8 protein-coding genes are annotated in these 12,580 nt (G+C 71.6%); all 8 read left to right on the top strand.

The genetic code is table 11. The annotated features are described in order from the left end of the window. The first annotated feature begins 16 nt into the window (after positions 1-16). The 8 genes from FOF48_RS13675 (at position 17) to purH (ending at position 12,578) form a co-directional block, all read left to right on the top strand. Positions 17-667, top strand: a complete 651-nt coding sequence (locus FOF48_RS13675) for a phosphatidylcholine/phosphatidylserine synthase (RefSeq protein WP_143901610.1) — start codon at positions 17-19, stop codon at positions 665-667. Positions 668-868: 201 nt separating this feature from the next. Then, entirely contained in the window at positions 869-3,820 is a 2,952-nt protein-coding gene (locus tag FOF48_RS13670; protein WP_143901608.1) for a choice-of-anchor D domain-containing protein, read from the top strand. Between the two features lie 208 nt (positions 3,821-4,028). Further along, entirely contained in the window at positions 4,029-4,340 is a 312-nt protein-coding gene (locus FOF48_RS13665; protein ID WP_143902171.1) for a hypothetical protein, read from the top strand. A 103-nt stretch (positions 4,341-4,443) separates the two neighbouring features. Next, the gene (locus FOF48_RS13660; RefSeq protein WP_255442137.1) at positions 4,444-7,581 is read left to right on the top strand and encodes a protein kinase; all 3,138 of its coding nucleotides are present in this window, start codon (positions 4,444-4,446) and stop codon (positions 7,579-7,581) included. Positions 7,582-7,591: 10 nt separating this feature from the next. Further along, a complete protein-coding gene (locus FOF48_RS13655) occupies positions 7,592-9,715 on the top strand; it encodes a serine/threonine-protein kinase (protein ID WP_255442136.1) in 2,124 nt (707 codons plus the stop codon). Positions 9,716-9,855: 140 nt separating this feature from the next. Beyond that, the gene (locus tag FOF48_RS13650) at positions 9,856-10,380 is read left to right on the top strand and encodes a MerR family transcriptional regulator (RefSeq protein ID WP_143902167.1); all 525 of its coding nucleotides are present in this window, start codon (positions 9,856-9,858) and stop codon (positions 10,378-10,380) included. A gap of 54 nt (positions 10,381-10,434) precedes the next feature. Next, positions 10,435-10,926, top strand: a complete 492-nt coding sequence (locus FOF48_RS13645; RefSeq protein ID WP_014397952.1) for a sigma factor-like helix-turn-helix DNA-binding protein — start codon at positions 10,435-10,437, stop codon at positions 10,924-10,926. A 107-nt stretch (positions 10,927-11,033) separates the two neighbouring features. Next, positions 11,034-12,578 (top strand): bifunctional phosphoribosylaminoimidazolecarboxamide formyltransferase/IMP cyclohydrolase, encoded by a 1,545-nt coding sequence (gene purH / locus FOF48_RS13640; protein ID WP_143901603.1) that lies wholly within the window; start codon positions 11,034-11,036, stop codon positions 12,576-12,578. Positions 12,579-12,580 lie beyond the last annotated feature (2 nt).

Raw genomic sequence — 12,580 nt, 5'->3', positions numbered from 1 at the left:
GTGTTACACGGGGGGCATGACGCACGAGCCCTCGCGGCCCGCGGCCCGTCGCCCGCGCCGCCACTTCTCGATGATTCGCACCTTCGTGCTGGCGGACTTCGTCACGCTCGGCAACGGCTTCGCTGGCGCGGGCGCCATCCTGGCGGCCATGCAGTCGCTGGCGACGGGCAATCCGCGCTGGTTGTGGGTGGCGTTCTTCCTGATGCCGGTGGCGCTGGTGATGGACGTGGCGGACGGGCGCATCGCGCGGTGGCGCTTCCGCAAGTCGCCGCTGGGCGCGGACCTGGACTCGCTGGCGGACGTCATCTCCTTTGGGATGGCGCCCGCGGCGCTGGCGTTCGCGGTGGGCCTGCGCGGCTCGCTGGACGTGGCGGCGCTGCTCTACTTCGTCGCGTGTGGCATCAGCCGGCTGGCGCGCTTCAACGTCACCTCCGCGGAGCTGTCCGACGGCACCGGCAAGGTGAAGTACTTCGAGGGCACGCCCATCCCGACCAGCCTCCTGCTGGTGATGGTGTTGGCGGTGGCCACCTGGCAGGGACGGATGGGCGACGCGCTCTGGGGAGGGGTCTGGAACCTGGGCCCGCTCCAGCTCCATCCGCTGGCCCTGCTCTACGTCGCCAGCGGCAGCGCGATGATCAGCAAGACGTTGCGCATCCCGAAATTCTGAAGGCTTCGGCCGCCCTGAACGAGGAGGTGCCTTCCAGTGGACGTCCTGGAGGACAGTTCCCCTGTTTTTCCCAGGGTGGGGCGGTTGGCAGTCCCGGGGTGGGTGCCTAGTTTCGCCCCCTGATCCGCGGGAGCCACCTTCGTGTGGAACTCGTTGCGGTATCGAGCTTCTGGGTGAGGCGGGAGGGAAGGGGTGGGTGCGATGACTGCGCGCTGGGGCCTGCTGGGGTTGGTGGTGGTGGGGTTGTTGTCAGGCTGCGCGGACCGGGAGCGCTCGTCGCTCGCGGACGGACGGCTGACGGCCACGCCGGGCGGGGTGGACTTCTCTCAGGTCGCCATCTTCGACGCGCGGGAATCCACGGTGACGCTGCGCAACGTGGGCCGCGCGCGCATCACGGTGGGCGAGGCCTGGGTGGAGGGGCCGCAGGGCGCCTACCAGGCGGAGTTCACCGACGAAGGGCCGCACACCCTGGCGCCCGGCGGTGAGTGCACGCTGAAGGTGCGCTTCGAGCCGCAGGTGCGGGGCGGCCTGCCCGCGGTGCTGGTGGTGCGCACGGACACGCGCAGCGAACCCCTGATGCGCATTCCGCTGAACGGCGCCGGCGTGGACGCGTGGGCGCGGCTGACGCCGCGCGCGCTGGACTTCGGGCGCATCGAGGCGGACTCCACCAAGACGCTGGGGGTGACGCTGGACAACCCGTCGGAGCTGCCCGTGACGGTGACGCCCCGGTTGGTGGGCGCGGACAAGGACGAATTCGTCGCGCCGGTCGTGACGCTCAACCCGGGCGAGCGCGCGGAGCTGCCCATCACGTTCAACCCGGTGCGCGTGGGCCGCAAGCAGATCGCGCTGGCCATCACCCCCTGTCACTGGTGCGCGGACGTGACGGTGCAGGTGACCGCGGAGGCGCTGGAGCGCGCGGTGGTGGCGGAGCCGGCGGTGGTGGACTTCGGCGCGGTGCCGATGGACCGCGACGTCATCAAGGCGTCCAGCCTGCGCAACGTGAGCACGGAGCCGGTGTCGGTGACGTCGCTCATCCTGGACGGCACGGACGCGTCCTTCAGCCAGGCCAACACCAGCCTGCCGCTGGTGCTCCAGCCCGGGGAGGTGCGCGCCTTCGAGATCCACTACAGCCCCGGCCACATGGGCCCGGCGATGGACCGCGCCGTCTACTCCGTGGTGAGCCGGCGCCATCCCACGGTGCCCGTGCTCCTGCGCGGCTTCGGCGGCGCGTCGGAGCTGTGCGTCTCACCCCTGATGTATGACTTTGGCGACCAGCCGCTGGGCTCCAAGTCGCGCGTCGTCGTGAACGTGAAGAACTGCGGCACGGACAACGCGGGGCCGCTCACCATCAACTCGCTGGACTGGACGCCGGACCCGGCGGGCGCCCTCCAGTTCAACCACAAGCCGCTGGCCCTGCCGGTCACGCTGCCGGCCAACGGCGAAGTGAACCTGGAGATCTTCTTCGAGCCCTCGCGTGAAGGCTCCTCCTCCGGCGCGCTGGTGATGGCGACCAGCGCGTTCTCCGCGGCCACCGTGCAGCTGGACTTCTTCGGCAGCGCGACGGCGCATGCGCCGTGCGACCTGGCGGTGACGCCGCAGGCGGTGGACTTCGGCACCATCCCGCCCGGACGCGGCGCGGTGCTGGGCGTGAAGGTGGAGAACAAGGGCACGGACCTGTGCCCGGTGAAGAACATCCGCGTGGCCAACGACGGCGGCGGCGTGTTCCGCATGCCGGGCGGGGAGCTGTTCGGCGGCATCATCTACCCGGGCGACTGGTTCAGCTTCCAGGTGTCCTTCACGGCGCCCTTCACCGGCGGCAGCTTCGCGGGGGAGGTGCAGGTGGAGCAGCACAACCCGACGGTGCCGGTCTTGCGGGTGCCGCTGCTGGCGAACTCGCAGCAGGCGTGCCTGGTGGCGTCCCCCTGGTTCGTGGACTTCGGGGTGGGCCGCAAGGACTGCCGGCCGAAGCCGCGCGAGGTGAACTACCTCAACGCGTGCACCACGCCCGTCACGGTGTCCAACGTCTTCATCGGGCCGGGCACCACGGACTCGGAGTTCGAGCTGTTGTATCACCCGGCGCCGCCCGCGTTCGAGCTCCAGCCGGGCGAGTCCTTCACCGTGGGCGTGGACTACCTGGCGCAGGTGACGGGGATGAACCTGTCGCCCCTGTTCGTGGACTCCAGCGACCTGCCCATCCCGCTGATGGTGCCGCTCATCGGCGAGTCCTCGAAGAAGACGGACAAGACGGACAGCTTCGTGCAGCAGGACGTGAGCAAGGTGGACGTGCTGTTCGTCGTGGACAACACGGCGTCCATGGTGGAGGAGCACCCGAGGCTCGTGTCCGCCATCCCGGCCTTCGTGGACACCGCGCGCAGCAAGGCGGTGGACGTGAACATCGCGGTGACGACGACGGGCATCACCGCGGTGTCCGGCGCGTGCCCGGGCGGCGCGCTGGGCGGGGAGGCCGGGCGCTTCTTCCCGGCGGACAACAGCCGCCCGCGCATCCTCACGCTGGCGACGCCCAACGTGACGAAGCTGCTGCAGCAGAACGTGCAGGTGGGCCAGTGCGCCCAGGTGGAGCAGGGCTTGGAGGCGATGCGCCGCGCGCTCACCGCGCCGCTGGTGAACAACGCGGATGATCCGCGCACGCCGCTGCCCAACGACGGCAACCTGGGCTTCCTGCGAGACTCCGCGGCGCTGGTGGTGGTGTTCGTGGGCGACGAGGACGACCACTCGCCGGACGCGGTGGCCACGTACGTGCAGTGGGCGCAGCAGCGCAAGGGGGAGAACCAGCCGCAGCGGGCCACGTTCTTCGCCATCGCGCCCACGACGACGACCTGCCCCACAGCGGGCGGCACGGGCACCCGCTACGCGGACGCGGCCCTCCAGACCGGCGGCGCGGTGTTGAACGTGTGCGCGGGGGACTACTCGCCGCTCCTGCGGCAGGTGGCCAACAAGGCGTTCAGCGCGCAGGACCGCTTCCCGCTGAGCGAGGCGCCGGACGTGGGCACGCTGGTGGTGGCAGTCAACGGCACCCCGGTGACGAACGGGTGGACCTATGACGCGGCCTCCAACAGCGTGGTGTTCACCACGGTGCCGCCGCCGGGCGCGAAGGTGGCCATCACCTACCGCCGCGCCTGCGCCAACCACTGAACGGTGGAACCCGGAGCGGTGTGGACCCCGTGACGGGCCGGGCATCCGGCCTCGAACGGGGGTGTCAGACCCCGGTGCTACAGCGCTGCATCTGCCTGTGCGGATGACCAGAAAATTGGAGGCGCTCCCTCGGTGTGTACCCTGCGGAGCGTCTGCACGCTGTTGCCTTGGGAGGCGCGCTGTGAGCACCTGGATCCCCGACGAGCCCATGAAGTCCTCTCCGCGCGCCGGTGCGCCGGGGCTGCGGGTCATCCGTGGGGAGGGGCAGCGCCGGCAGCAGGAGCCGCTGGCGTCCCGCGACGCGGTGGCGCGGGTGCTGATGGAGGCCGGGGCGGACCTGCTGCTCCGCCGCATCAGCCCGCTGAGAGCCCAGGAAATCGAGCGCAAGGTGGACCGGGTGCTGGACCTGTTCGACCGGGTGGACACGGCGCCGGTGCTGATGCCGGTGCTCAAGCGGCACCTGGACGAACTGGAAGCCCTGATGCGGGAGACCCGCGAGGTCCGGGCGGTCCGGCGCTAGGGCGCAGGTCCGGGGGGAGCAGGAAAAAACCCAGGGGGATTCGATGTTTGATTCCCCTGGCCGGCGGGCTTACGCTTGGGGTTCGCCTCCACGCGTCCCGGCCGTGTCCATCGAAACCTACGGCAGCTACCAGCTCCTGAAGCGCCTCGCCACGGGCGGCATGGCGCAGATCTACCTCGCGCGCCGGCCGGGTTCGGATGCTCCGGACAAGCTGCTGGTGCTCAAGCGCATCCTCCCGCACCTGTCGGAGAACGACGAGTTCGTCCGGATGTTCCTGGACGAGGCGCGGATCGCGGCCCGGCTCGCGCACCCCAACGTGGTGCAGATCTACGACCTGGGGGCGGAGGGGGACACGTTCTTCATCGCCATGGAGTACATCCATGGCGTGGACGCGCGCCGGCTCTGGAAGCGCTCGGAGACGGCGGGCCGTCCGCTGCCGGTGCCGTTGGTGTGCCGCATCCTGTTGGAGGCATGCGCGGGGCTGGACTACGCGCACAAGAAGCCGGACGCGACGGGGCGCCCGCTGGACATCGTGCACCGGGACGTGTCGCCGCAGAACATCCTGGTGACGTTCGACGGTGGCGTGAAGGTGGTGGACTTCGGCATCGCGAAGGCGGCGGACCAGGCCACCGTGACGCGCTCCGGGGTGCTCAAGGGCAAGTATTCGTACATGTCGCCGGAGCAGGCCGCCGGGCAGCGCGTGGACCGGCGCTCGGACGTGTTCGCGCTGGGCGTGGTGCTGCATGAGCTGCTGACGGGGGGGCGCCTGTTCAAGCGCCCCAGCGACATGCTGACGTTGTCGGCGGTGGCGGAGTGCCATGTGCCGGTGCCGTCGCAGGTGGCGCCCCGGGTCCCGGTGGAGCTGGATACCATCGTGCTCAAGGCGCTCGCGAAGGAGCCGGACGCGCGCTACCAGCACGCGCAGGACCTGCAGCTGGCCTTGGAAGGGTGGCTGGCCTCGCAGCCGCAGCCGTGCGGGACGACGGCGGACCTGGCCGGCTTCATGAAGGAGCTGTTCGCGGACCGCCTGTCGGAGGAGGCGCGGTCGGGCGAGGTGCAGGTGTCGGACGAGGAGGCCGGCGTGTCTCCGCGCTCGGAGCCGCCGCCCGCGCCGCGCCGGTCCGTCATGCGTCCCGCGGGGATGGTGGGGCGCACGGAGCACGAGCCCACCACGACGCTGCGCCCGAACCGGGCGAACCGGCCGAGTGGGAAGGTGGAGTCGCGCCGCGAGGAGCTGGATGCGGAGCCGCGCTCGGAGGTCCGGGCGGCAGAGACGCGTCCGGAGGGGCGCAACGCGGAGGGCCGCCACGCCGAACCCCGTTCGGAGGGCCGCGGCGCCGATCCGCGTGGGGATGCCCGTGCGGAAGCGCGGTCCGAGAGCCGTGGTGCCGATCCGCGTGGGGATGCGCGCTCGGAGGGCCGCAGCGCCGATCCGCGTTCCGAGGGCCGGAACGCCGATCCGCGCTCGGAGGGGCGCAGCGCGGAGGCCCGCGCGGAAAGCCGCAACTCGGAAGGTCGGAGCGCGGAGGCCCGCGCCGAAAGCCGCAACGCGGAGGCCCGCGCCGAAAGCCGCAACGCGGAAGGGCGCTCGGAGGGGCGCAACGCGGAGGCCCGCGCGGACAGCCGCAACGCGGAGGCCCGTGCGGAAAGCCGCAACGCGGAAGGGCGCTCGGAGGGGCGCAACGCGGAGGGCCGTGCCGAAAGCCGCAACGCGGATGCGCGCGGAGACGGCCGGAACGCCGATGCGCGCTCCGAGGGACGCAACGCGGAGGGGCGCATGGAAGGCCGCTCCGCCGATCTCCGCGCCGAGGCGCGCTCCGAGGGGCGCGCGGAGCCCCGTTCCGAGATCCGCAACGTGGACGGCCGCCCCGAGCCCCGTTCCGAGATCCGCAACGTGGACGGCCGCCCCGAGCCCCGTGCGACAACGGGGGCTCGGCGTGCCGTGGAGTCGCCGCCGTCGCGGGGCACCCGGCCCGTGCGCCTGGAGGAGCCGTCCATCCCGACGGTGACGGCGGAAGAGGGCCCCACGCTCGCGATGATGGATCCGCTGGGCAAGCTGACCGGCGGCTTCCAGGTGGAAGAGGACGCGCCCACGCTCGCGATGATGGACCCGCTGGGCAAGCTGTCCGGTGGCTTCCAGGTGGAGGAGGACGGGCCCACGCTGGATCAGCGCCTGCTCGCGGCACAGGCCTCGGAGGATGAGGACGACGCGACCCTGGACATGCGCTCCGTCTCCCACGCGGACGTGGATGAAGGCCCCACGCAGGACATGCGCGCCGTGCCGCGCTCGGAGGTGCCCGGCTCCCGCGTGGGCCCGGCGACGGCCTCCGGAGAGCACCGTCACTCCCGGCTCCCTCTGCCCGCGCCGCATCCGACGGTCGAGGAGATGACCGCGTCCACCGTGCCGCGCCCGGTGTCCCGCGTGTCCAATCCGAACGCCTGGGCGCCACCGGCCCGCACCGGCACTGTCACCGAACATGCGGCCGTGGCGCCGCCGAAGCGCCGCGGGTTCATCTGGGCCGGAGTGGCGCTGTTCGTGCTCCTCGCGGTGGGCGGATTCCTCTGGAGCCTGGAGATGGGCGCGGGCGGCGTGCGCGTGGCATCCGAGCCCAGCGGCGCGCGCGTGGTGTTCGAGGATCGCGTGCTCCCGGAGCGCACGCCGTTGACGCTCCCGACGGTGAAGCCCGGGCGGTACTGGCTCGTGCTGGTGAAGGACGGCTACCGCGAGCTGCGCACGCAGATCGTCATCCCGCCGAACGGGCAGCTCGACGTGGGGCCGCTGAAGCTCGTGCCCACGGCACCAGGTGGACGGCCCGCCACGGAGCCGCCGGCACCGGCGCCGGAGCCCGCGGGTGGCCCCTCGGGCGTGGCGGCCCCCCATGCACCGGAAGTCGCGCCGGTGGAGACGAAGCCGCCCCCGGCCGCGCCGCGCGCCGAGGCACCCGCCCAGGTCGTCCAGGCGCCTCCGGGCGCCGTGGCCACCCCGGTGGTGCCAACGGCGGAGGTGCGTGAGGCTCCCCGGGCGGCGGAGCGCGCCGCGTCGGTGAGCTTCGTGGTGACGCCGTGGGCGGAGGTGACCTGCAACGGGCGCAAGCTGGGGGAGACGCCCTTCCAGCCCGTCGAGCTGCGCGTCGGCACCTATGACTGCAAGTTCACCAACCCCGAACTGAAGCGCACCCTCAGCCGCCGCATCGAGGTGCGCCCCATCGACCTCAACGTGGTGACGGTCAAGTTCGAGTAGGCGTGGCCCCTTGGACCCTTCCGTGACGCTCGAGGCTGGAACCCACGTCGGCAAGTACCTCGTGCGCCGCAAGCTCGCCGAAGGGGGCATGGCGGAGATCTTCCTGTGCACCGCGCGCGGGCCCGAGGGCTTCGAGAAGGAAGTCGTCATCAAGCGCGTGAGGGCGTTCCTCGCGAGCGACCCGGACTTCGTGCAGATGTTCATCGCCGAGGCGCGGCTGGCCTCGCGGCTCAACCACGCCAACGTGGTGCAGATCTTCGACTTCGACAAGCACGAGGACACCTACTACCTGGCGATGGAGTACGTGCGGGGCTGCTCGTTGTGGGAGCTGCGCAAGCGGGCCCGGGAGTCGATGACGCCGATGCCGCCCGTGCTGGTGGCGCACATCGGCGCGGAGGTCGCGCGCGGCCTGCACTACGCCCACCGCCTGCGGGTGAATGGCGAGCTGCTGAACCTGGTGCACCGGGACGTCACGCCCCACAACGTGCTCGTGTCGTACGACGGCGCGGTGAAGCTCACCGACTTCGGCATCGCGAAGGCGGGCAACAAGCTGACCAACCCCGGCGTGCTCAAGGGCAAGTTCGCGTACATGTCCCCCGAGCAGGCCCGGGGCGAGAGCGTGGACGTGCGGACCGACGTGTTCGCGCTGGGCGTGGTGCTGTGGGAGTTGCTCACCGGCGGACGGCTGTTCCAGGGGGATTCGGAGATCGCCGTCCTGCGCGCGGTGCAGGAGAGCACCATCGTGCCGCCCGCGCGCCTCAACCCGGACGTGCCGCCGGACCTGGATGAGGTCATCCGCCGCGCGCTGGAGCGCGACCTGTCGAAGCGCTTCCAGACGGCCGGGGAGCTGGAGCGCGCGCTGGCTCAATGCGTGCTCAACCACGCCCGCTCCGTGGACGAAACGGACGTGGGCGCGTTCGTGCGCAGGCTCTTCCCGGTGGCCGCCAGCCAGCAGGCGTTGCCCGCGCTCGCGGAGCGCACGGCCCTGGAGGATGGCGCGCTCCCGGTGCCCGGAGCGGGTTCCGAGCCACCGCCCCGCGAGCCCACGGCGGTGATGCCGTCGCGCGAGCATGCCTCGGGGGCGAAGGGGCGCGCCTCGCAGGATGAGGACCTTCACGGGACGACGCTGGTTCTGTCCCGCGACGAGCGCGCCAGCGACTCCGCGGACGGCCGCCCCCCGCAGCCCACGCCGCTGATGCCGGTGCGAGCCCTGGAGCGGGGCGCGCGCGAACCGCTCGGGCGCACCGAGTCGCGCGAAGGGGCGAGGACGGGCGCGCCGCTCGTCGAGGACGGCGAGTCCTCCTCCAGTCAGGCCCACCCCTCCGGGGGCGCGGACGACAGCGCCGCCGGGCTCCAGGCCAGGTCCAGCGGTGCCTCCTCCGTGAGTCAGTCCGGGGCCCGGAGCAGGTCCGGCGGCGTCTCCGTGAACGGGGCCGTGGTTGGCGGCAACACCTCCGCGCGAAGCGGCGCGGCCTCCGGTGACGACACCGCCGGCGCGCACGACGACGATCGGGAGATCGAGACGGTCTCCGCCACCGAGCCCGGCCCCCCCGCGGCGTCGAACCGCAAGCGCGCCTTGTGGACCGGCGCCGCCGCGCTGGGCCTCGCGGGCCTCGCCAGCGTCCTCGCCGTGGCCCGGTACTCGTCCGGAGCCGAAGCCCTGGGGCAGGGGAGCACCCCGTCGGCCGCGGTCTCCGCGCCGGTCACGCCCCCCACCGCCGCGACGACGGAGAAGCCCGCGGCTCCTCCGGAGGCGACCCCCTCCGCGCGCGAGCCGGCCGGGGAGGCCATCGACGCGGAGCTCGACGGGCAGCGGAGGGAAGCCGCCCTGGCCACGCCCCCTTCGGGTGGTCAGCCCGCGCCCGCCCCAAGTCCCACGGGCGACACCGCCGTCCCTCCGCCCGCGGAAGCGGCGAAGGCCATGGGCTCGCTCCAGGTGAAGGCCAACCCCTACGCCACGGTCTACCTGGGCGCGAAGCGGCTCGGAGACGTGCAGGGCCGCGCGACCTACAAGGTCCCGGCCGGGACCTACACCCTGACCTTCCAGCACCCGTCCGGCGCGAAGACGTTCACCGTCGTCGTGCCCTCCAACGGCACCGCGACCCAGGAGTTCCGCGCGCCTCGCGGCCGCTGAACCTCCGCCGTCCCTCTTCCTTCACCGCCCGCTGACCCGCCGACCCGAACGTCGGACGGGTGACGTCCGTCCGCTCGTCGTTCTTGACGAATGACGCGCGAATCTGGCACCTATGGCAGCCATTCAGTAGCCTCTATTCAATGGAATCGATGGACCTGCTTGCGCCCGAGGAACTCGAGCGCATCGAGCGTGAAAACGCGGGGGGACTGCCCGCGAACGCGATCCTGGAAATCTTCCGGCCCCGGGGCGTGAGGCTCTCGGAGGCGACGTTCCGGAAGTACGTCCAGGCGGGGCTCCTGCCGCGCAGCCGCCGCGTGGGCCGCAAGGGCAAGCACCAGGGCAGCCTGGGCCTCTACCCGGTGGAAGCGGTCCGGCGCATCAATGTCATCAAGAAGATGATGGCTGAAGGACACACCCTGGAGGACATCCGCCGCTCCTTTGTCTTCCACCGCAACCACATCGACCAGCTCCAGAGGGACCTGGCGGAGGTGCTGGACGGGTTCCAGGAGGAGCTGGGAGGGCGGCCCCTGGGAGGAGAACGCAGGAGGTCACTCGAAGCCCAGTTGGCAACGCTCAGGCAACGGGCGCAGGATCTGGTCCGGGATGTCGCCCGGTTGGGCAGCGCCGTCACGGCGCGCGAAGACGAAACGCTCCGGCCGCAATAGGATGCCCCCCAGGGTCCTGTTGAACCGGATAGACTCCACGCATCTGGAGGAATCATGTCGGAAGTGAAGCAGCTGCAGGAGGGCGAGGGGGGGAATGAGGAGGAGCAGCCCGCGGAACGCCGGCGCTCCAAGACCATGTCGCGCAAGGAGATGGCGCGCGACCTGCGCCGGCGCAGGCTCGCCGGTCAGCTGGACCCCGAAGAGGCGGAGACCCTCAAGCTCGTGGACGAGCAGCGGCCGCGCACCCGCGCCGACTGCATCAACGGCCCGCGCCCGTGTCTCTTCGTGTCCTGCAAGCACAACCTGTACCTGGATGTGAACCCGGAGACGGGCTCCATCAAGCTCAACTTCCCGGACAAGGAAATCACCGAGCTGGAGCACACCTGCGCCCTGGACGTGGCGGAGAAGGGCGGCATCACGCTGGAGGAGGTGGGGGAGATCATGAACCTCACCCGCGAGCGCATCCGTCAGGTGGAGACCCGCGGTCTGATGAAGCTGCGCGAGGCCACGGAGGCCGAGCCGCCCGTGTCCGCTCGCAAGCCCTGAGTGCAGGGCACTGTTTCGCGCCGGGCCTGGGGTGACGTGTTGCGTTGACACCCCAGGGGGTGGTTGCTAGGACCCGCGCCACCCCCCACCCATCCCGAGGCGCAAACGTGCTGGCTCTCCTGAGCGTTTCCGACAAGCGCGGTCTGGTCCCCTTTGCCCAGGGCCTTGTCCGGCTGGGCTACCGACTGCTCTCCACCGGCGGCACCCTGGAGGCCCTGAAGGCCGCCAGCATCCCCGCCACCCAGGTGTCCGAGCACACGCAGAGCCCCGAAATCCTCGGCGGCCGCGTGAAGACGCTCCACCCCCGCATCCACGGCGGCATCCTCGGCCGGCCCGACCTGGCGAGTGACCGGGCGGAGATGGCCGCGAACCACATCGAGCCCATCTCGCTGGTGGTGGTGAACCTCTACCCCTTCCGCAAGACGGTGGCGTCCGGCGCGGGGGAGGAGGACGTCATCGAGAACATCGACATCGGCGGGCCGGCGATGGTCCGCGCGTCCGCGAAGAACTTCAAGCACGTGGCCGTGGTGGTGGACCCGGACGACTACCCGGCGGTGCTGGCGGAGATCGAAGGCCAGAAGGCCGTGGGCGAGGCCACGCGGCGCCGGTTGATGCGCAAGGCGTTCGCGCACACGGCGGCCTACGACGCGTCCATCTCCGGGTGGCTGTCCGGCGAGGCCCAGGAGCCCTTCCCGGAGGAGCTGTCGCTGGCGTTCCAGAAGGTGCAGGGGCTGCGCTACGGGGAGAACCCGCACCAGCGCGGCGCCTTCTACCGCGAGTTCCAGACGCCGAACGAGCCGTCGGTGGCGTTCGCGAAGGTGCTCCAGGGCAAGGAGCTCTCGTACAACAACATCCTGGACCTGGACGCGGCCCTGGGGCTGGTCCTGGAGTTCCCGGAGAAGCCCTGCGCGGTGGTCATCAAGCACAACACCCCGTGCGGCGTGGCGGTGGACGACGTGCTGGAGAAGGCCTACCGCACCGCCCGCGCGGTGGATGAGGTCAGCGCCTTCGGCGGCATCGTCGCCTTCAACCGGGAGGTGGACGAGGCCGTGGCCAAGGCCATGGCGGAGACGTTCCTGGAGGCGGTCATCGCGCCGTCGTACTCGGCCGCGGCGCTCCAGGTGCTGGCGGGCAAGAAGAACCTGCGCCTGCTGGAGGCGGGCCCGGCGCTGGCGTCCGCGACCGCCCGGCCGCGTGCGCAGGTGGATGCCCGGAGCGTGTCCGGCGGCCTGCTGCTGATGGACCGCGACGCGGTGGAGCCGCCCCTGGAGTGGAAGGTGGTGTCCAAGCGCGCCCCCACCCCGGAGGAGGAGCGGGCGCTGCGCTTCGCCTGGAAGGTGTGCAAGCACGTGAAGAGCAACGCCATCGTGTTCGCGGCGCCGGCCCAGCTGCTGGCCCAGGGCGGCGGCCAGACGAACCGGGTGGACTCCGTGCGCATCGCCATGACGCGTGGTGGCGAAGCCCTCAAGGGCAGCGCCGTGGCCTCGGATGCCTTCTTCCCCTTCCGGGACGGGCTGGACGAGGCAGCCCGGGCGGGGGCGACGGCGGTCATCCAGCCGGGCGGTTCTGTCCGGGACGCGGAGGTGATCGCCGCGGCGGACGAACATGGGATGGCCATGGTGGTGACGGGAGTGCGACACTTCCGGCACTAACT

The organism is Corallococcus sp. Z5C101001, assembly GCF_007352635.1.
In the GTDB taxonomy this organism is placed as follows: Bacteria; Myxococcota; Myxococcia; order Myxococcales; family Myxococcaceae; genus Corallococcus; species Corallococcus silvisoli.
The sequence above is the reverse complement of the archived record's forward strand: the minus strand, read 5'-3'. Positions and strand labels throughout refer to the sequence as shown.